We start from the raw sequence: 20,170 nt of genomic DNA, 5'->3' as shown, positions 1-20,170 counted from the left end.
CAGCACCGATTTCACCGGCCCCCCGAGGCGAGACACCCGCCTGATCCATGCGTGCCGACCGAGTATTCGCGTACGGCGCCACCCTCGGCCTCACCGGCGACCTGCTGCTCGGCGATCCCCGCCGGGGACATCCCGTCGCCGTGTTCGGGAGGTCCGCGGGCGCCGTCGAGCGCGTCCTGTGGCGTGACCACCGCGGCTGGGGCGCGCTGCACACCCTCGTCTGCGCCGGGGGCGCGGCCGCGGGGGCCGTGTTCCTCTCGCGCGCCGCTCGCCGCGCTCCGGCCGCGTCCGTGGCGCTGACCGCCGCGGCCACCTGGACCGTCGTGGGCGGTACGTCCCTGGTGCGCGAGGCCCGCGCCGTCGCGGACGCGCTCGCCGCGGGTGACATCGAGGCGGCCCGCGAGCGGCTTCCCCATCTGTGCGGCCGCGATCCCAAGTCCCTGGACGGACCCGGAATCGCCCGCGCCGTCGTCGAATCCGTCGCCGAGAACACCTCCGACGCCGTGGTCGGCGCGCTGGTGTGGGGCGCCCTGGCGGGCGTGCCCGGTCTGGTGGGCTTCCGGGCCGTCAACACGCTCGACGCGATGGTGGGACACAAGTCGCCCCGCTACCTGCGGTTCGGCTGGGCCTCGGCACGCCTCGACGACCTCACCGGCGCGCCGGGCGCACGGCTGACGGCGGCACTCGCCGCACTCGCGGGCGACGACCCGCGAGGAGCGGTCCGGGCCTGGCGCGCCGACGGCCGCCGGCATCCGAGCCCGAACGCCGGGCCCGTCGAGGCGTCGTTCGCGGGAGCCCTCGGCGTACGGCTCGGGGGAACGCTCTCGTACGGCGGGCGGGTGGAGCACCGGCCCGTGCTCAACGGCGGTGGACGCCCGGTCGCCGTCGGGGACATCGAGCGGGCGGCCCGGCTGTCGCGACGGGTGGGCCTGCTGGCGCTGGGCACGAGCATCGCCGCCCGGCTGCTTCTCCAGCGGGTCGCGGGGCGAAGCGCACAGACGAGGGCGACGAGGGGAGGGACCCGATGACCGGTCGCAGGCGGGGCGGCGGGCTGCTGATCGCCGGAACGACGTCCGACGCGGGCAAGAGCGTGGTCACGGCGGGAATCTGCCGCTGGCTCGCACGCCAGGGCGTGAAAGTGGCTCCGTTCAAGGGACAGAACATGTCCCTCAACTCCTTCGTGACCCGTGACGGCGCGGAGATCGGGCGGGCCCAGGCCATGCAGGCGCAGGCCGCCCGTGTGGAGCCGACCGCGCTGATGAACCCCGTACTCCTGAAACCGGGGAGCGACCGCAGCAGCCAGGTCGTCCTGCTGGGCCGACCCGTCGGGGAGTTGAGCGCGCGCGGATTCTTCGGAAGCGCCGAGCCCGCGACGCGCCAGGGACCGGGGGCGGCGGCCGCGTCGCCCGGCACGGGGCTGCGCGGCGGTCGGCGGGAGGCGCTGCTCTCCACCGTCGTGGAGTGCCTGGAGGAGCTGCGGGGCACGTACGAGGCCGTGATCTGCGAGGGGGCCGGGTCTCCGGCCGAGATCAATCTGCGGCGTACGGACCTCGTGAACATGGGCATCGCGAGAGCCGGGAACCTCCCGGTGCTCGTCGTCGGGGACATCGACCGCGGCGGCGTCTTCGCCTCCTTCTTCGGCACCACCGCGCTCCTCGGCCGTGAGGACCAGCGGCTGGTCGCCGGGTATCTCGTCAACAAGTTCCGCGGTGACGTCTCGCTGCTGGAGCCCGGACTCGACATGCTCACAGGGCTCACCGGGCGGCGGACGTACGGGGTCCTGCCGTACGCGCACGGGCTCGGCATCGACGAGGAGGACGGGCTGCGCGTCTCCCTGCGGGGAGCCGTGCGCGAGTCGGTCGTCGCCCCGCCCGTCGGCGAGGAGATCCTGCGGATCGCGGTGTGCGCGGTGCCGCTGATGTCCAACTTCACGGACGTGGACGCGCTGGCCGCCGAACCGGGCGTCGTCGTACGGTTCGTGGACCGGCCCGAGGAGTTGGGCGACGCGGATCTGGTGATCGTGCCGGGAACCCGTGGCACGGTCCGCGCGCTGGAGTGGCTGAGGGAGCGGGGGCTCGCGCGGGAGTTGGCGCGCAGGGCGGCCGAGGGCCGTCCCGTGCTGGGCATCTGCGGCGGGTTCCAGATCCTCGGCGAGCGCATCGAGGACGACGTCGAGTCACGGGCGGGTTCGGTGACCGGTCTGGGACTGCTGCCCGTGCGGGTGCGGTTCGCGGCCGACAAGACGCTCGCGAGACCGGCCGGCACGGCGCTCGGCGAACCCGTGGAGGGGTACGAGATCCACCACGGCGTCGCCGAGGTCCTGGGCGGTGAGGCGTTCATCTCTGGCGTCTCCGGTGCTTCTGCCATCTCCGGCATTTCTGGGGTTTCTGGTACCTCCGGCGTCGACGGCCACGGCGAGGAGGGCTGCCGGGTCGGCGCCGTGTGGGGCACCCACTGGCACGGCTCACTGGAGAGCGACGGCTTCCGGCGGCAGTTCCTGCGGCAGGTCGCGAGTGCCGCCGGCCGGCGCTTCGTCCCCGCCCCGGACACCTCGTTCGCGGCCTTGCGGGAAGAGCAGCTGGACCGGCTCGGCGACCTCGTCGAAGAACACGTTGACACGGACGCGCTCATGCGGCTCATCGAGCGGGGCGCGCCCGAGGACCTTCCTTTCATCCCGCCCGGCGCGCCCGGCGACCCGAGAGACTTCGGAGCACCCGTATGAGCACAGTGCTGTTGTTGTCGACCGCCGACACGGATCTGCTGGCGGCCCGTTCGTCCGGCGCTCCGTACCGGATAGGCAACCCGACCCGTATCGACGCCGCCGGTGAACTGCCCGCGCTGATCGAGGGCTCGTCCATCGCCGTCGTACGGCTGCTGGGCGGCCGGCGCGCCTGGGAGGAGGGGCTCGCCGTGCTCAGGGAGTCCGGGATCCCGACCGTGCTGCTCGGCGGGGAGTCCGTCCCCGACGCGGAGCTGATGGCCGAGTCGACGGTCCACGCGGGCGCGGTGGCCGAGGCGCTGCGGTATCTCGTGGAGGGCGGTCCGGGCAACCTCGCCGAGCTGGCCCGGTTCCTCGTCCAGGATGTGCTGCTGACCGGCGCCGGGCCGGTGGGGGCGGAACGCGTCAGACAGAGCGCCGAGCCCCGGAAGATGCCCGAGTGGGGCGTGCACGGCTCGCGGGAGCGGACGGAGGGTCGGCCCACGGTCGGTGTGCTCTTCTACCGGGCGCACGAGCTGTCCGGGAACACGTCGTTCGTGGACGTCCTCTGTGAGCGGATCGAGGCGCGGGGGGCCAACGCCCTTCCGGTGTACGTCGGTTCGCTGCGGGACGCCGACCCCCGGCTGTACGAGCTGCTGGGCACGGCGGACACGCTGATCGCGACGGTCCTCGCGGCCGGAGGGGCCACGGCGTCCAGGGCGAGCGCGGGCGGGGACGAGGAGGCGTGGGACATCGGGGCGCTCGCCGAGCTGGACGTGCCCGTGCTGCAAGGGCTCTGCCTCACCTCGTCCCGCGCCGTCTGGGAGGCGTCGGACGCCGCCCTCTCCCCCATGGACGCGGCCATGCAGGTCGCGATCCCCGAGTTCGACGGGCGGATCGTCACGGTCCCGTTCTCCTTCAAGGAGCAGGGCCCCGACGGTGTTCCGGTGTACGTCGCCGACCCCGAGCGGGCGGCGCGGGTCGCCGGGATCGCGGTCCGCCACGCCCGGCTGCGGCAGAAGCCGAACGCCGAGAAGAAGCTGGCGCTCGTGTTCACCGCCTATCCGACGAAGCACTCGCGCGTCGGCAACGCGGTCGGTCTGGACACCCCCGCCTCGGCCGTACGGGTCCTCAACGCGCTGCGGGACGCCGGTTACGCGGTGGACGGCCACCCGGACGACGGCGACGAGCTGATCCACCGGCTCATCGAGGCGGGCGGCCACGATGTGGAGTGGCTGACCGAGGAGCAGTTGGCGGCCGCCCCCGCGCGCGTGCCGCTCGCCGACTACCGGGCCTGGTTCGACGCCCTGGATCCCGCGCTGCGCGAGGGCATGCTGGAGCACTGGGGCGAGCCGCCGGGCTCGCTCTACGTCGACGGCGACGAGATCGTGCTCGCCTCGCTCCGGTTCGGGAACGTCGTCGTGATGATCCAGCCGCCGCGCGGCTTCGGCGAGAACCCGATCGCGATCTACCACGACCCGGACATGCCTCCGTCACACCACTACATGGCGGCCTACCGCTGGCTGGAGGAGTCCTTCGGGGCCGACGCCGTCGTCCACATGGGCAAGCACGGCACCATGGAGTGGCTGCCGGGCAAGGGTCTCGGACTGTCGGCGGGCTGCGGCCCCGACGCCGTCCTCGGTGAACTGCCGCTCGTCTACCCCTTCATCGTCAACGACCCCGGCGAGGGCACCCAGGCCAAGCGCCGTGGCCACGCCACGGTCGTGGACCATCTGGTGCCGCCGATGGCGCGCGCCGACACCTATGGCGATCTCGCCAAGCTGGAACAGCTCCTGGACGAGTACGCGCTGGTCAGCGATCTCGACCCGGCGAAGGCCCCGGCGGTGCGGGCCCAGATCTGGACGCTGGTGAAGGCCGCCGAGCTGCATCACGACCTCCACGTCGACGAGCAGCCCGGCGACGACGCCTTCGACGAGTTCGTGATGCACATCGACGGCTATCTCTGCGAGATCAAGGACGTCCAGATCCGGGACGGCCTCCATGTGCTGGGCGGCGGTCCGGTGGCTGAGGCCCGCGTCAATCTGGTGCTGGCCGTGCTCCGCGCCTCCCAGGTCTGGGGCGGGCAGGCGAACGCGCTGCCGGGTCTGCGGGCCTGCCTCGCCGCCCGCTTCGGTCTGGTGGAGAAGGAGCTGCTGGCCGAGCCGGGAGCGCCGGTCAAGATCCCCGACGGGCTGACCGCCCTGGTTCAGGGGCCGGCGCGGACGGGTGCGGACGCGATCGATCTGCTGGAGCGGCTGTGCCGGGCGCTGGCCGAGGGCATGGAGGCGCGCGGCTGGGAGACGGCCGAGGTGAGCGCTCTCGTACGGGAGGTGCTGGACGCCGAGGTGCCGGACGCGGTCGCCGTGCTGGAGTTCGCCTGCCGTGAGGTGATGCCCAGGCTCGCCCGTACGACGGACGAGATCGGGAACGTCCTGCACGCCCTGGACGGCGGCTATGTTCCGGCCGGTCCGTCCGGGTCGCCCACCCGTGGTCTGGTCAACGTCCTTCCGACGGGCCGGAACTTCTACTCGGTCGACCCGAAGGCGATTCCGTCCCGGCTCTCGTGGGAGGTGGGCCAGTCGCTCGCGGACTCGCTGGTGGCCCGCTACCTCGCGGACACGGGCGCGTATCCGAAGTCGGTCGGCCTCACCGTCTGGGGCACTTCCGCGATGCGCACCCAGGGCGACGACATCGCCGAGATCCTCGCCCTGCTGGGCTGCCGTCCGGTGTGGGACGACGCGTCCCGGCGCGTGACCGGCTTCGAGGTGGTACCGCCGGCGGAGCTGGGCCGTCCCCGTATCGATGTGACGGTCCGGATCTCCGGCTTCTTCCGGGACGCGTTCCCTCATGTCGTCGGCCTCATCGACGACGCGGTGCGGGCCGTGGCGGAACTGGACGAGCCCGCCGAGTCCAACTACGTACGGGCGCACGCGGACGCGGACACGGCGGAACACGGCGACCGGCGGCGGGCCACGTCCCGGATCTTCGGCTCCAAGCCGGGTGCGTACGGGGCGGGTCTGCTGCCGCTGATCGACGCGCGGAACTGGACGTCGGACGCCGACCTCGCCGAGGTGTACGCGGTGTGGGGCGGCTACGCGTACGGGCGCGGGCTGGACGGGCGGGCGGCGCGCGGGGACATGGAGACGGCGTTCCGGCGGATCGCGGTGGCGGCGAAGAACGTCGACACCCGTGAGCACGATCTCGTCGACGCAGACGACTACTTCCAGTACCACGGCGGCATGGTGGCGATGGTGCGCCATCTGACGGGCGAGTCCCCACAGGCGTACGTCGGCGACAGCGCCACCCCCGACCAGGTGAGGACGCGCACGCTGGGCGAGGAGACGCATCGGGTGTTCCGGGCGCGGGTGGTCAACCCGCGCTGGATGGCGGCGATGCGGCGGCACGGCTACAAGGGCGCCTTCGAGATGGCCGCGACCGTGGACTACCTGTTCGGGTACGACGCGACGGCGGGGGTCGTCGACGACTGGATGTACGAGAAGCTCAGCGCCGAGTACGTCTTCGACCCCGAGAACCGCGACTTCATGAAGAAGTCCAACCCCTGGGCGCTCAGAGGCATCGCGGAACGGCTACTGGAGGCGGCCGAGCGGGGCCTGTGGGCCGAACCGGACGCGGACACGCTGGAGCGGCTGCGCCGGACCTATCTCGAACTCGAAGGTGACTTGGAGGGGGACGAATGAGCACGCCCTACCCGTTCACGGCGATCGTCGGCCAGGAGGACCTGCGGCTGGCGCTGCTGCTGAACGCGGTGTCCCCGCGGGTCGGCGGGGTGCTGGTGCGCGGCGAGAAGGGGACCGCCAAGTCCACCGCCGTGCGTGCCCTGGCGGCGCTGATACCCCAGGTGCCGGTGGTCGCCGGGTGCCGGTTCTCCTGCGATCCGGCCGCGCCCGATCCCCGGTGCCCGGACGGGCCGCACGAGGCGGGCCCGGGGACGGACCGGCCCGCGCGGATGGTGGAACTGCCCGTCGGCGCGTCGGAGGACCGGCTCGTCGGTGCGCTGGACATCGAGCGCGCCCTGTCGGAGGGGGTGAAAGCCTTCGAGCCGGGGCTGCTGGCGGACGCGCACCGCGGGATTCTGTACGTCGACGAGGTGAACCTGCTGCACGACCATCTGGTCGACGTTCTGCTGGACGCGGCGGCCATGGGCGCTTCCCATGTCGAGCGCGAGGGCGTCTCCGTGCGGCACGCCGCCCGTTTCCTCCTCGTCGGGACCATGAATCCCGAAGAGGGCGAGCTGCGGCCGCAGTTGCTGGACCGGTTCGGGCTGACCGTGGAGGTCGCGGCCTCGCGGGATCCCGACGAGCGGGTGGAGGTCGTACGGCGGCGACTCGCGTACGACGACGATCCGGTGGCCTTCGCCGCCCGCTGGACCGGTGAGGAGAACGCGCTGCGGGCGCGGATCGCGGCGGCGCGGGCGCTGCTGCCCGAGGTCCGGCTGGGCGACGGGGCGCTGCGGCAGATCGCGGCGACGTGTTCGGCGTTCGAGGTGGACGGGATGCGGGCGGACATCGTGATGGCGCGGACCGCCGCCACGCTGGCCGCCTGGGCGGGGCGTACGGAGGTACTGGCCGAGGACGTACGGCAGGCGGCGCTGCTGGCGCTGCCGCACCGGCGCCGCCGGAATCCGTTCGACGCCCCAGGTCTGGACGAGGACAGGCTCGACGAGACGCTGGAGGAGTTCGGCGGGTCCGGCGACAGCCCCTCCGGGGACGACGACCCGGATCCGGAGCCCGATCCGGATCCAGACACAGATCCGGATACAGATCCGGATACAGATCCGGATGGCGGCGGTGGGCTGCCGCCGCAGGACGGGCCCGGCGCTTCGCCGCCGGGCGACGCGCCGGCGTCGCCGGAGGCCGGCGGCGGGGAGGAGCCGTCCCAGGGCGCGGGCGGAGGCGGCGGTGAGCAGCGGGCTGCCGCGACGGGGGAACCGTTCCGTACGAAGGAGCTGACCGTGCCGGGAACGGGCGAGGGCGCGGCGGGCAGGCGGTCGCGCTCCCGTGCCGAGCACGGCCGGACGACGGGGGCGCGGCGGCCTCGGGGCGCGCTCACCAAGCTGCATCTGGCGGCGACGGTGCGGGCGGCGGCCCCGTACCAGCGGGCGCGGGGACGTTCGGGCAACGGGCTGGTCGTGCGCCGGGACGATCTGCGGCAGGCGGTACGGGAGGGGCGCGAGTCCAATCTGGTGCTGTTCGTGGTGGACGCGTCCGGTTCGATGGCGGCCCGGCAGCGGATGAGCGCGGTGAAGGGGGCCGTGCTGTCGCTGCTGCTGGACGCGTATCAGCGCCGGGACAAGGTCGGGCTGGTCACCTTCCGGGGCCGGGACGCCGAGGTGGTGCTGCCGCCGACCTCGTCGGTGGACACGGCGGCGGCCCGGCTCGCGCTGCTGCCGACGGGCGGGCGGACGCCGCTGGCGGCCGGATTGCTGAGGGCGCGTGACGTGCTGCGGGTGGAGCGGATGCGCGATCCCTCGCGCAGGCCGTTGCTGGTCGTGGTGACCGACGGCCGGGCGACCGGTGGGCCCGACCCGCTGGCGCTGGCGTCGCGCGCCGCGCGGCTGCACGCCGCCGAGGGGACGGCCGCGATCGTGGTGGACTGCGAGTCGGGGCCGGTGCGGCTGGGGCTCGCGGGCACGCTCGCCGGTGATCTTCAGGGGGCGGCTGTGTCGCTCGACGAGTTGCGGGCGGACGCGATCTCCGGGCTGGTGAGGGACGTTCGGGCCGCGGGTTCGGGGGCTCGCTCGGGATCCCGGTCCACGTCCGGTCTCAGGGCTGGGGCTGGGTCCGGTTCAGGGGCTGCGGCTGGGTCCGGGTCTGGTCTGAGGGCCGGTTCCGGTTCCGTTTCCCGTTCGGGCAGGAGGGTCGCGTAATGCCGCAGGGACAGCCGTCCGTCGTACCGGACGACGGACTCACCACGCGCCAGCGCCGCAACCGTCCGCTCGTCGTCGTCCACACGGGCATCGGCAAGGGCAAGTCGACGGCCGCGTTCGGGCTCGCGCTGCGCGCCTGGAATCAGGGATGGCCGATCGGGGTGTTCCAGTTCGTGAAGTCCGCGAAGTGGAAGGTCGGCGAGGAGAACGCGCTGAAGGTGCTCGGGGCGTCCGGCGAGGGCGGCCCGGTCGACTGGCACAAGATGGGCGAGGGCTGGTCATGGGTGCAGCGCGACCGGCAGCTCAACAACGAGGAGGCCGCCCGCGAGGGCTGGGAGCAGGTCAAACGCGATCTGGCGGCCGAGACGTACCGGCTGTACGTCCTCGACGAGTTCGCCTACCCCATGCACTGGGGGTGGGTGGACACCGCCGAGGTGCTCTCCGTGCTGAGGGACCGTCCCGGTAACCAGCATGTGGTGATCACCGGCCGTAACGCTCCCCCGGAGCTGATCGACTTCGCCGATCTCGTGACCGAGATGTCGAAGGTGAAGCATCCGATGGACGCCGGTCAGAAGGGCCAGCGGGGTATCGAGTGGTAGCACGACTCGTCATCGCCGCGCCGTCCTCCGGCAGCGGCAAGACCACCGTCGCGACCGGCCTGATGGCGGCCTTCGCCGCGTCGGGACTCGCCGTGTCCCCGCACAAAGTGGGTCCCGACTACATCGATCCGGGCTACCACGCGCTGGCCACGGGCCGCCCCGGCCGGAACCTCGACGCCTATCTGTGCGGTACGGAGCTGATGGCGCCGCTGTTCGCGCATGGCGCGGCGGGGTGCGATGTGGCGGTGGTGGAGGGCGTGATGGGGCTGTACGACGGTGTGGCCGGCGAAGGCGAGCTGGCCTCCACCGCGCAGATCGCCAAGCTGCTGCGCGCCCCGGTGGTGCTCGTCGTCGACGCGTCGTCGCAGTCGCGGTCGGTGGCCGCGCTGGTGCACGGCTTCGTCTCCTTCGACCCGATGGTCCGGATCGGCGGCCTGATCCTCAACAAGGTCGGCTCCGACCGTCACGAGGCGCTGCTGCGGGAGGCGCTGGAGGGTTCCGGGGTGCCGGTGCTGGGCGTGCTGCGGCGGGGTGCGGAGGTCGCGGTTCCCTCGCGGCACCTGGGATTGGTGCCGGTGGCGGAGCGGCGGGCGGACGCGGTGGCCTCGGTGGCGGCGATGGGCGATCTGGTGCGGCGGGGCTGCGATCTGGGGGCGCTGATGGAGTTGGCGCGGTCCGCGCCGAGCTGGGACGCCGTGGGCGGCGAGCCGTGGAGCGCGGGTTCGCCCGGGCCGTGGAGCGCGGGCTCCGCCGGGCCGTGGAGCGCGGGCTCCGCCGGGCCGTGGAGCGCGGGCTCCCGACTGAGTACCGCCCAGGACCCGTCGGGGAAGGGCGGGCGGGCGGTGGTGGCCGTGGCCTCCGGGCCCGCGTTCACGTTCTCGTACGCCGAGCAGCTCGAACTCCTCACCGCGTACGGCGCGGACGTCGTCCCCTTCGACCCGCTGCGGGACGAGTCGCTGCCCGAGGGCACGGCCGGGATCGTCGTCGGAGGCGGGTTCCCCGAGGTGTACGCGCCGGAGCTGTCGGCGAACGAACCGCTCCGCGAGGCGGTCGCGGAGTTCGCGCGCGGAGGAGGACCCGTCGCCGCCGAGTGCGCGGGGCTGCTGTATCTGTCCCGGTCACTCGACGAGCGGCCCATGTGCGGGGTGCTGGACGCCCACGCGCGGATGGGAGAGCGGTTGACGCTCGGGTACCGGGAGGCCGTCGCGGTGAGCGACAGCTGCCTCGCCGTGGCCGGGACAAGGCTGCGCGGGCACGAGTTCCACCGGACCGGAATCGCACCGGGCGCGGGGCCGGCCCCCGCCTGGGGCCTCGTCCGCCCGGAGCGCCGGACCGAGGGATTCGTCCAGCGGGGCGTGCATGCGAGCTATCTGCATACGCACTGGGCCGCGGAGCCCGGTGTCGCCCGTCGATTCATGGAGAGGTGCGCGCGATGAGCAGGCTGATCGGGGTCGGAGTGGGGCCCGGCGACCCGGAGTTGGTGACCGTGAAGGGCGTACGGGAGCTTCGGGAGGCCGATGTCGTCGTCGTGCCCGTCATGGAGACGGGTGAGCGGGGGCGCGCCGAGGCGACCGTGCTGCACTACGTCGGCGCGGAGAAGGTCGTACGGATCGTGTTCGCGCTCAATGAGCGCACCGACCGGGCCCGGCGCGAGGCCGCCTGGGACGCGGCGGGCGCGCGGGTGGCGGAGCTGCTGCGCGAGCGGGGCCGTGTCGCGTTCGCGACGATCGGCGACCCCAATGTGTATTCAACGTTCACCTATCTCGCGCAGACGATCGGCGCGCTGGTTCCCGGCACGGCCGTGGAGACCGTGCCGGGCATCACTGCGATGCAGGATCTGGCGGCCCGGAGCGGCGCGGTGCTGACCGAGGGCACCGAACCGCTGACGCTGGTCCCGGTGACGGCCGGCGCCGCCGTGCTGAAGGAGGCGCTGGAGGGGCCGGGGACGGTGGTGGCGTACAAGTTCGGACGGCTGGCCGCCGAGGTGGCGACGGCGCTGCGGGAGACCGGGCGGACGGAGGGCGCGGTGTGGGGATCCGCTCTCGGACTGCCCGGTGAATCGATTCGGCAGGCGTCCGAGATGGACGAGCTGGACGGCGTGCCTCTGCCGTATCTCTCGACGCTGATCGCCCCCGCGCCACGCGACGGCGGCAGAGGCGGCAAGCTGTGACATCCCATAGACCGGGCGGACTGGCTGGCAGGGAACCGGGCCGGTGTCCGGCACCGGATCCGGGGCGTCGTCCGTTACGGAATCCGGGCCGTCGTCCGACACCGGATCCGGGCCGTCGTCCGTTACGGAATCCGGGCCGTCGTCCGGGTTCGGCGCCTCGGGCGACACGGTGACGCGTCGCGCCGTCCGGCCGCCGGACGGCGTCATCAGGAACACGCCGGGCGCGACGAAGACCGCCCTGCGCCTTCGCCGGTGCGGTGACCTCGCCGTATCTCCTGCGCGGCAGCCCCAGTCACCCGTTTCACACCAGACACACGAAACACACGAGACACACGGATTTTTCGATCCCGGAGGACCCGATCATGGCCGCTGCCGTACACGGCGCACAGGGCAAGGTGACATTCGTCGGCGCCGGCCCCGGTGCCGCCGATCTGCTGACGTTCCGCGCCGCGCGGGCGATCTCCGACGCCGACATCGTCATCTGGGCGGCGAGCCTGGTGCAGGCCGACGTCCTCGACCACGCCCGTGCGGGGGCCGAGATCCTCGACTCGGCCGCCATGTCGCTGGAGGACGTGGTCGCCGTGTACGCGCGCGCCCGTGCCGAGGGGCTGCGGGTGGCCCGTATCCACTCCGGCGACCCCGCCCTGTGGGGCGGCACCCAGGAGCAGCTCGACCGGTGCGGGGAGTTGGGCATCGAGGTGGAGATCGTGCCGGGGGTGTCGTCGTTCTCGGCGGTCGCCGCGATCGCCCAGCGGGAGCTGACGATCCCGGAGGTCGCGCAGTCCGTGATCCTGACCCGGCTGGGCGGGGGGAAGACGCCGATGCCGCCGGGCGAGGAGGTGCGTGAGTTCGCCCGGCACGGGACGACGATGGCGCTGTTCCTGTCGGCGGCGCGCTCGGGACAGTTGGCCCAGGAGCTGCTGGAAGGCGGCTATCCGACGCGGACTCCGGTGGTGATCGCGTATCAGGCGACCTGGCCGGAGGAGCTGATTCTGCGCTGCACGATCGGCACGCTGGAGGAGACCGTCAAGGAGCACAAGCTCTGGAAGCACACGCTGTTCCTGGTCGGCCCGGCGCTCTCCTCGTCGGGGACTCGCTCGCATCTGTACCACCCCGGCCACTTCCACGGCTTCCGCAAGGCCGATCCGGCCGCCCGCAAGGCGTTGCGCGCCCAGGGCGCGACGCCGTGATCACCGTCATCGGCACGGGTACCGGGGGGCCGCTCTCCGTACGGGACGCCGCGGCTCTGGAGTCCGCGACGCTGGTCGTGGGGGCGCGGCGGCATCTTGCGGCGGCTCCCGTGCCGACCGCCGCCGAACAGATGGTCCTCGGTCCGCTTGCCCCGGCGCTCGACCGTATCGAGGAGGCCGTCGGGGGTGGCGGCGGTCGTGGCGAGGGAATCGGCGAGGGCGTCGGCATCGGCATCGGCATCGGCGAGGCGAACGGGGTGGTGGTGCTCGCCTCGGGAGATCCGGGGTTCTTCGGGATCGTACGGATCCTGGCGGACCGTTTCGGTCCGGACGCCCTGGACGTACGGCCCGGAGCGGCGTCCGTCGCGGTCGCGTTCGCCCGCCTCGGCCTGCCCTGGGACGACGCGGTGGTCGTCAGCGCGCACGGCCGTGATCTGCGGACCGCCGTCCATGTGTGCCGGGCGCACCCCAAGACCGCGGTGCTGACCGGCCCCGGCGCGGGCCCCGCGGAGCTGGGGGCCGCGCTGGCGGGCCTGGACCGGACCCTGGTGGTGGCGTCGGCGCTCGGCGATCCGGAGCACGAGCGCGTCGAACGGCTGACTCCGGCCCTGGCGGCCGGGCGCACGTGGGACGCGGTGAGCGTGGTCCTCTGCCTGGACGAGACCCGGAAGCTGGCTCCGGGGCAGCTCACCGTCGCCGGGCCCGCCGCGAACCCCTCCCGATGGGCGCTGGACGAGGGCGACTTCGACCACCGCGACTCGATGATCACCAAGTTCGAGGTACGGGCGCTCGCACTGGCCCGCCTCGGGCCGCGTACGGGCGAACTGGTGTGGGACATCGGCGCGGGCTCCGGTTCGGTGGCCGTGGAGTGTGCGCGGTTCGGTGCGGCGGTCGTCGCGCTGGAGAAGTCCGGGGACGGCGTCGACCGGATCCGGGCCAACGCGGTGGCGCACGGCGTGGAGGTGCAGACGGTGCACGGGACCGCTCCCGCCGCGCTGTCGGACCTCCCGGACCCGGACGCGGTGTTCATCGGCGGCGGTGGCGGCGATCTGCCCGCGATCGTCGGCGCGTGCGCGCGGCGGGCTCGGCGCACGGTGGTCGTCGCGCTGGCGGCGCTGGACCGCGTGCCCTCGGTACGGGCCGCCCTCACCGGGGCGGGCTTCGCGGTCGACGGTGTACTGCTGAACTCGGCCCGGCTCGCGCCCCTGCCGGGGGATGTGACCCGGCTCGCGGCGGCCAATCCGGTCTTCCTGCTCTGGGGCGACCGCCCGGCGGACAGGGCCGAGGATCCGGGCACCCGGCCGGAGGCCGGTCCCACGGCGGGACGGCCCGTCGCACGCCCCGCGGTACGGGCGACCGGGCGGACGCCAGGAACGCCAGGAACGCCAGGAACGCCAGGAACGGCAGGAACGCCAGGAACGGCAGGAACGCCAGGAACGGCAGGAACGGCAGGAACGGCAGGAACGGCGACAGCGCCGCCGACAGGAGTCGGCGTCGGAACCAGTGAAGGAGAGACCCAGTGATCGGCCTGATCTCCGCGACGGCGGCGGGTGCCGTCGCCCGCGACCGGCTCGTATCGGCCTGGCCCGGCCGCACCCGCGTGTACGAGGGCCCGGTCCGGACCGCCGTGGAGCGCGCCTTCGCGGAGTGCGAGCAGTTGGTGTGCTTCCTCGCGACGGGAGCGACCGTACGGCTGATCGCCCCGCTGCTGGCGGACAAGGCGTCCGATCCCGGAGTGGTCTGCGTGGACGAGGGGCAGCGGTACGCGGTCTCCCTCCTCGGCGGGCACGGCGGCGGCGCGAACGAACTGGCGGGCCGGGTCGCGGAAGTACTCGGCTGTGAGCCGGTGGTGACGACGGCGACGGACGCGACGGATGTGCCGGGGCTGGACACACTGGGCCTGCCGGTCGAGGGCGCGGTGGCGTCCGTGACGCGGGCGCTGCTCGACGGGAAGCCGGTGGAACTGCGGGCGGACGCGGTGTGGCCGCTGCCGCCGCTGCCACCGAACGTGAGTCCGACGAGCACGGAGCCGACGAGCGCGGAACTGCCGGTTCCGGAGGCGACGACCGCGGGGTCGCCGGACGCCAGGCCGTCGGACGCGAGGCCGGGCGCTGCCGATGCCAATGCCGATGCCGATGCCGTGCTTCATGTGACCGACCGGCTCCTGGATTTGGGGCCTTCGGCGGCGGTCCTGCGGCCCCCGTCGCTGGTCGTCGGGGTGGGCGCGTCCAGCGGAGCGCCGGTGGACGAAGTCCTCGGGCTCATCGGGGAGTCCCTGCGCGGAGCGGGTCTTTCGGCGCTGAGCGTGGCCGAGTTGGCGACGGTGGAGGCCAAGGCCGGCGAGCCGGGCATCGTGGGCGCGGCGGAGCGGCTCGGGGTGCCGCTGGTGACGTACGCCGCCGAGCGCCTCGCGGAGATCCCCGTACCGAATCCGTCCGGAGCGCCGCTCGCTGCCGTGGGGACTCCGTCGGTCGCGGAGGCCGCGGCCCTCGCCGGGGGCGGGGAACTCCTCGTGCCGAAGCGGAAGTCGAGCCCCGAGGGGCGGGCGGCGATGGCGACCTGCGCGGTGGCGCGCAGGCCGCCGCGCGGCCGGCTCGCCGTGGTCGGCCTCGGGCCCGGCGCACGTGATCTGCTCACGCCTCGGGCGGCGGACGAACTGCGGCGGGCGTCGGTGCTGGTCGGGCTCGACCAGTACGTCGACCAGATCCGCGATCTGCTCAGGCCCGGCACCCGAGTGCTGGAATCCGGTCTCGGCGCGGAGGAGGAACGCGCGCGTACGGCCGTGGCCGAAGCCCGCGCGGGGCACGCGGTCGCCTTGATCGGCAGCGGTGACGCGGGGGTGTACGCGATGGCGTCGCCCGCACTCGCCGAGGCGTCCGACGACATCGACGTGGTGGGCGTGCCGGGAGTGACCGCGGCCCTCGCGGCGGCGGCGATCCTGGGCGCGCCGCTCGGCCACGACCATGTGTCGATCAGCCTCTCCGACCTGCACACCCCGTGGGAGGTCATCGAACGCCGGGTACGGGCGGCGGCCGAGGCCGACATCATCGTGACCTTCTACAACCCGCGCAGCCGTGGCCGCGACTGGCAGCTTCCGAAAGCGCTCGGAATCCTCGCCGAGCACCGCTCGCCCGGAACTCCGGTGGGCGTCGTACGGAACGCTTCCCGGCCGGATGAATCCAGCCGAGTGACGACACTCGCCGGAGTGGATCCTTCCGCGGTGGACATGATGACGGTCGTGACGGTCGGCAACACGGCCACCCGCGAGATCGCGGGCCGCATGGTGACCCCGCGCGGCTATCGGTGGCAGTCATGATCCCGGGCACCCCTCCGGGCATGACCCGGAGCCCAGCGGCGCGCGTCCATGTGCGGGACGCGCGCCGGGCTCGGTGTGCGTACGGGGTCCGGTGGTGCGTACGGGCTCCATGGCACGCAGGGGCTCCCCGGCGCATACGGGTTTCATGGCACGCGCGGGCTCTCCGGCACGTACGGGCCCTGCGCGATGCCTGGTGCCACAGGGGAGCACCGGTCGCCGTCCGACAGCCGCAGCGAGTCCGGCAGCCGGACCGTGTCCAGGAGCCGCGCCGCGTCCGGGAGCCGGATCAGCGCCGGAAGCCGTATCGCGCGGAAGCGTCCGGGGCCGTGTCCCAGGCCGTGCCCGAGCCGCCGAGCGGCCCGTCCGCACGAGCCGCCGGGACCCCGTCGGCGTACGAGCCGCGGCGGGCGCGACAGCCCGGAGCCCTGATCACCCACCGTCGCCCACGAGTTGACCGTGCCCGGTCGCGGTGCCCGATTCCCGGCACGCGACCATCGTTTTCCGGCCAGATCCCGATGATCTCGCGATCCGCCGACGCCACCGCACGCACCGACCCTCACCCCGGAGCCGCCGCATGACCCGTGTCGTCCACCCCATAGAACAGGAGTCCTTCCGCAGGCTGCGGGCCCGGCTGGACACCACCGGGCTGCCGCCGCTGACGCGGGCCGTCGTGGAGCGGGTCGTGCACTCCGCCGCGGATCTGGACTACGCGGCGGATCTGGTCTGCGACGAAGCCTCTCTCGCCGTGGCGCACGACGCGCTGCACACCGGGGCCCCCGTCGTCGTGGACGTGGAGATGGTCGCGGCCGGGATCACCCGCCGCGAGACCGTCTGCCGGCTGAAGGACGCCACGGCCCGGCAGGGGCTGACGCGTTCCGCGCATGCGGTGCGGCTGGCGTACGAGCAGGTCGGGCCCGGTGCGATCTGGGTCATCGGGTGTGCGCCCACCGCGCTGGAGGAGCTGCTGACGCTGAGCGCGGAGCCGGCGCTCGTCATCGGTCTGCCCGTCGGCTTCGTCGGCGCGGTCGAGTCGAAGGCCGCGCTGCGCGACAGCGGGCTCCCGGCCGTCAGCAATGTGTCCGAGAAAGGGGGCAGCGCCGTCGCCGCGGCGGCGCTCAACGCCCTGCTGTACCACCCTCACCCCAAGGAGAACGCGTGACCACCCCGCCCGCACTGCTCATCGCCGGCCACGGCACCCGAGACGAAGCGGGGGCCGGGGCCTTCCGGGACTTCGTACGGGAGCTGGGACGCCGCAACCCCTCGCTCCCCGTCGCCGGGGGCTTCATCGAACTGTCGCCACCGCCGCTCGGTGAAGCCGTCACCGAACTCGTGGAGCGCGGGGTGAGACGTTTCGCGGCGGTGCCGATGATGCTGGTCTCCGCCGGACACGCCAAGGGCGACATCCCGGCGGCGCTCGCCCGGGAGAAGGAGCGGCATCCGGGGATCTCGTACACCTACGGCCGCCCCCTCGGACCGCATCCGGCGCTGCTGACGGTGCTGGAGCGCCGGATAGCCGAGGCCCTCGGTGACTCCTCCGCCGACCGGGCGGAGGTGACCGTACTGCTGGTGGGCCGGGGGTCGACCGACCCGGACGCCAACGCCGAGGTGCTGAAGGCGGCGCGGCTGCTCTGGGAGGGGCGTGGGTACGCAGGGGTGGAGACGGCGTTCGTGTCGCTGGCCGCGCCCGATGTGCCGAACGGTCTCGACCGGTGTGTACGGCTGGGTGCGCGGCGCGTCGTCGTGCTGCCGTACTTCCTGTTCACGGGCATTCTGCCGGAGCGGGTGCGGACGCAGACGAAGGAGTGGGCCGCCCGGCATCCCGAGGTGGAGGTCTTCGCGGCCGATGTGATCGGTCCCACCGACGAGTTGCTCGATCTGGTGATGGAGCGGTACCGGGAGGCCGTGGCCGGTGACATCCGGATGAACTGCGACTCGTGCGTGTACCGGATCGCGCTGCCGGGGTTCGAGGACAAGGTCGGAATGCCGCAGCAGCCGCACTACCACCCGGACGACGACGGGCACCACCACGGTCACGGGAACGGCGGGCACGGGCATGGCGGGCACGGGCATGGCGGGCATGGTCACGGGCACCAGCACGGCAGCCATGCACACGCACACTGACCCATATGATCTCGGCCATCACGGTGACGTGGAGATGCGGGACGCGGCCGAAGGGCTGATCGATCTCGCGGTCAACGTCCGTGCCGGTACTCCCCCGGATTGGCTGCGTACGCGTATCGCAGCCTCGCTCACCTCTCTGGCGGCCTACCCGGACGGCCGGGCCGCACGGGCAGCCGTCGCGGAGCGGCACGGGCTCCCGGTGGAGCGGGTGCTGCTGACGGCGGGCGCGGCGGAGGCGTTCGTACTGCTGGCCCGCGCCTTGACGGTTCGTCATCCGCTGGTGGTGCACCCGCAGTTCACCGAGCCCGAGGCGGCGCTGCGGGATGCCGGGCACGAGGTGGAACGGCTGCTGCTGCGGGAGAGGGACGGCTTCCGGCTCGATCCGGCGGCGGTGCCGGACGGAGCGGATCTGGTGATGATCGGCAACCCGACGAATCCGACGTCGGTGCTGCATCCGGCGTCCGCGATCGCCTCGCTCGCCCGGCCGGGGCGGCTGCTGGTGGTGGACGAGGCGTTCATGGACGCGGTGCCGGACGAGGCGGAGACGCTGGCGGACCGGACGGACGTACCGGGACTGGTGGTGCTGCGGAGCCTCACCAAGACCTGGGGGCTCGCGGGTCTGCGCATCGGCTATGTGCTGGCCGAGCCCGACACGGTCCGCGCGCTGGAGCGCGCGCAGCCGCTGTGGCCGGTCTCGGCTCCCGCGCTGGCGGCGGCGGAGGCGTGTGTGGATCCGGCGGCGCTGAAGGAGGCGGAGCAGGCGGCGCGGCAGATCGCGGTGGAGCGGGCCCATCTGCTCGCGGGGCTCGCGGAGTTCGACGAGGTCCGGGTGGTGGAGGAGGCGGCGGGTCCCTTCGTCCTCGTCCATGTGCGGCGGGGCGCGGAGGTACGGGAGCGGCTGCGCCGCCTGGGGTTCGCCGCCCGCCGAGGCGACACGTTCCCGGGCCTCGGCCCCGGCTGGATCCGCCTCGCGGTCCGCAACCGCACCACGACGAACCGCTTTCTCCAGGCGCTGGACCAGGCCCTGACGATGGTCGGGGACTGAGCGCGACGCCACCGGCTCCGGCGGCTGCCGAACGGCCCGGCGCAAAGGGCGGCAGCCCGGCGCGGGAACCCCGGTGACGGCGAGGGCGGCACAGGACCGAAGGTGGCCGGGGACCCGTAGCTCCCCGGCCACGGGTCCCCGGCACCCGTCCCCGCGAGGGGACGCCTGTGGGAGTCAGGCCCGGTTACGGGCGCGTGCCCTGTTCAGGAGCATGACGCCGCCGCCGAGGCCCAGGAGGACGGCCGCGCCGCCGGCGATGTACATCGTGGAGGAGCTGCCGCCCGTCTCCGCGAGGTTCTCGGTCTCGACGGGGGTGTCGCCGCCGTGGGCCTTGATGCCGGGGGTCGAAGCGGCCGTGGGCTCCTCGGACGTCTCGGGCTCCTCCTCGGGCTCCTCCTCGCGCTCCGCGGCCTTGGGGGCCTCGCACTTCGCCTCGACCAGGGTGACGGAACCGTTCACCTCGGCGACGTTGAGGTTGAGGGGGTTCACCGCGACCTTGAGTTCGAGCGCGGTGGCCGCGGCCGTACGGCTCGTGGTCTCGGTCCGGGAGAGGTCGAGGGTCACCACGCCGACACCCGGCACCTCGACGCGGGTCTGACCGCTGGCGGTCAGGGTGATCTTCTTGCCGAGTACCTTCACCTCGCCAAGGACGTTCGATTCGGCGGTCGGCTTCCCGCCCGCCGGACAGACCGCCTTGGAGGTGACCTTCTCGACCTCGATGAGCGAGAGCAGCGGCAGGCCGGGCACATGGACCTTGGCGTTGGCGAGATTGACGTAGCCCTCGGACTTCTCCTTGTCGACGGTGGCCTTCGCGGTGGCCACGTCAGCGCGCAGCACCTGGAACGGCTTGCCCCCGTCGACGCCGTCGAGCTGTACGGAGAGCGCGGTCTTCTCGGCGCTGGCGGGGGCCTTCACCTCGTTCAGGGACGCGGTGAGCGGAACGTTGACGGTCTTGTTGAGCAGGGAGACGTCGAGTCCCGTGCGGAGCACGGCCGCGCTGGCCCGGCCCTCCGCGTCGCCGCCGGTGGCGTGCGCCGGCCCGGCGAGCGCGACGGGTGCCGCGACGAGGGCGACGGCGGCCGTCATGGAGGCGCAACGGCGGGCGGACATGCGAAAGGTGTCGCTGTTCAAGATGGTGGAACCC

Annotated in this window: 14 protein-coding genes; 13 read left to right on the top strand and 1 reads right to left on the bottom strand. The window is 73.3% G+C overall.

All coding sequences use genetic code 11. The annotated features are described in order from the left end of the window. Positions 1–47 precede the first annotated feature (47 nt). The 13 genes from ACWEFL_RS30205 to cobC all read left to right on the top strand — a co-directional run bounded on the left by ACWEFL_RS30205 (position 48) and on the right by cobC (position 19,026). On the top strand, positions 48–1,028 hold the full coding sequence (locus ACWEFL_RS30205; RefSeq protein ID WP_451718554.1) for a cobalamin biosynthesis protein: 981 nt from the start codon (positions 48–50) through the stop codon (positions 1,026–1,028). Further along, positions 1,025–2,722 carry a cobyric acid synthase gene (locus ACWEFL_RS30200; RefSeq protein WP_451718552.1) on the top strand — a complete coding sequence of 566 codons (1,698 nt, stop codon included), beginning with the start codon at positions 1,025–1,027 and terminating at the stop codon, positions 2,720–2,722. The genes ACWEFL_RS30205 and ACWEFL_RS30200 overlap by 4 nt, the downstream gene beginning before the upstream one ends. Further along, positions 2,719–6,396: a cobaltochelatase subunit CobN gene (gene cobN / locus ACWEFL_RS30195; RefSeq protein WP_451718549.1), complete on the top strand. Its 3,678-nt coding sequence runs from the start codon at positions 2,719–2,721 to the stop codon at positions 6,394–6,396. Before ACWEFL_RS30200 ends, cobN begins: the two co-directional genes overlap by 4 nt. Continuing rightward, the gene (locus ACWEFL_RS30190) at positions 6,393–8,585 is read left to right on the top strand and encodes a putative cobaltochelatase (protein ID WP_451718547.1); all 2,193 of its coding nucleotides are present in this window, start codon (positions 6,393–6,395) and stop codon (positions 8,583–8,585) included. The genes cobN and ACWEFL_RS30190 overlap by 4 nt, the downstream gene beginning before the upstream one ends. After that, positions 8,585–9,184 (top strand): cob(I)yrinic acid a,c-diamide adenosyltransferase, encoded by a 600-nt coding sequence (cobO, locus tag ACWEFL_RS30185; protein ID WP_451718544.1) that lies wholly within the window; start codon positions 8,585–8,587, stop codon positions 9,182–9,184. Before ACWEFL_RS30190 ends, cobO begins: the two co-directional genes overlap by 1 nt. Further along, positions 9,178–10,620: a cobyrinate a,c-diamide synthase gene (locus ACWEFL_RS30180; protein ID WP_451718542.1), complete on the top strand. Its 1,443-nt coding sequence runs from the start codon at positions 9,178–9,180 to the stop codon at positions 10,618–10,620. The genes cobO and ACWEFL_RS30180 overlap by 7 nt, the downstream gene beginning before the upstream one ends. Next, positions 10,617–11,354 (top strand): precorrin-2 C(20)-methyltransferase, encoded by a 738-nt coding sequence (gene cobI, locus ACWEFL_RS30175; RefSeq protein WP_451718539.1) that lies wholly within the window; start codon positions 10,617–10,619, stop codon positions 11,352–11,354. The genes ACWEFL_RS30180 and cobI overlap by 4 nt, the downstream gene beginning before the upstream one ends. Positions 11,355–11,716: 362 nt before the next feature. Further along, entirely contained in the window at positions 11,717–12,544 is an 828-nt protein-coding gene (gene cobM / locus ACWEFL_RS30170) for a precorrin-4 C(11)-methyltransferase (RefSeq protein ID WP_451718536.1), read from the top strand. Then, positions 12,541–14,067, top strand: a complete 1,527-nt coding sequence (gene cbiE, locus ACWEFL_RS30165; protein WP_451718534.1) for a precorrin-6y C5,15-methyltransferase (decarboxylating) subunit CbiE — start codon at positions 12,541–12,543, stop codon at positions 14,065–14,067. The genes cobM and cbiE overlap by 4 nt, the downstream gene beginning before the upstream one ends. Then, on the top strand, positions 14,064–15,860 hold the full coding sequence (gene cobJ, locus ACWEFL_RS30160; protein ID WP_451718531.1) for a precorrin-3B C(17)-methyltransferase: 1,797 nt from the start codon (positions 14,064–14,066) through the stop codon (positions 15,858–15,860). The genes cbiE and cobJ overlap by 4 nt, the downstream gene beginning before the upstream one ends. Positions 15,861–16,434: 574 nt before the next feature. Beyond that, the gene (locus ACWEFL_RS30155) at positions 16,435–17,019 is read left to right on the top strand and encodes a precorrin-8X methylmutase (protein ID WP_451718529.1); all 585 of its coding nucleotides are present in this window, start codon (positions 16,435–16,437) and stop codon (positions 17,017–17,019) included. Beyond that, complete coding sequence (locus ACWEFL_RS30150) at positions 17,016–17,981, top strand: sirohydrochlorin chelatase (RefSeq protein ID WP_451718527.1); 966 nt, start codon at positions 17,016–17,018, stop codon at positions 17,979–17,981. The genes ACWEFL_RS30155 and ACWEFL_RS30150 overlap by 4 nt, the downstream gene beginning before the upstream one ends. Continuing rightward, entirely contained in the window at positions 17,965–19,026 is a 1,062-nt protein-coding gene (gene cobC / locus ACWEFL_RS30145; protein WP_451718525.1) for an Rv2231c family pyridoxal phosphate-dependent protein CobC, read from the top strand. The genes ACWEFL_RS30150 and cobC overlap by 17 nt, the downstream gene beginning before the upstream one ends. Positions 19,027–19,200: 174 nt before the next feature. Here the strand turns inward: cobC and ACWEFL_RS30140 are convergent, their stop codons facing one another. Further along, entirely contained in the window at positions 19,201–20,157 is a 957-nt protein-coding gene (locus ACWEFL_RS30140; protein WP_451718523.1) for an SCO1860 family LAETG-anchored protein, read from the bottom strand. Positions 20,158–20,170: the final 13 nt, after the last annotated feature.

Source organism: Streptomyces sp. NPDC004838 (assembly GCF_053600955.1).
Note: the sequence above shows the minus strand (reverse complement) of the source record. Positions and strands in the feature narration are given on the sequence as shown.

What these genes read in the sequence shown, in the direction of transcription:
- ACWEFL_RS30205 (WP_451718554.1), top strand. Translation starts at nt 48, where the DNA reads ATGCGTGCCGACCGAGTATTCGCGTACGGCGCCACCCTCGGCCTCACC.
- ACWEFL_RS30200 (WP_451718552.1), top strand. Translation starts at nt 1,025, where the DNA reads ATGACCGGTCGCAGGCGGGGCGGCGGGCTGCTGATCGCCGGAACGACG.
- cobN (WP_451718549.1), top strand. Translation starts at nt 2,719, where the DNA reads ATGAGCACAGTGCTGTTGTTGTCGACCGCCGACACGGATCTGCTGGCG.
- ACWEFL_RS30190 (WP_451718547.1), top strand. Translation starts at nt 6,393, where the DNA reads ATGAGCACGCCCTACCCGTTCACGGCGATCGTCGGCCAGGAGGACCTG.
- cobO (WP_451718544.1), top strand. Translation starts at nt 8,585, where the DNA reads ATGCCGCAGGGACAGCCGTCCGTCGTACCGGACGACGGACTCACCACG.
- cobI (WP_451718539.1), top strand. Translation starts at nt 10,617, where the DNA reads ATGAGCAGGCTGATCGGGGTCGGAGTGGGGCCCGGCGACCCGGAGTTG.
- cobM (WP_451718536.1), top strand. Translation starts at nt 11,717, where the DNA reads ATGGCCGCTGCCGTACACGGCGCACAGGGCAAGGTGACATTCGTCGGC.
- ACWEFL_RS30155 (WP_451718529.1), top strand. Translation starts at nt 16,435, where the DNA reads ATGACCCGTGTCGTCCACCCCATAGAACAGGAGTCCTTCCGCAGGCTG.
- cobC (WP_451718525.1), top strand. Translation starts at nt 17,965, where the DNA reads ATGCACACGCACACTGACCCATATGATCTCGGCCATCACGGTGACGTG.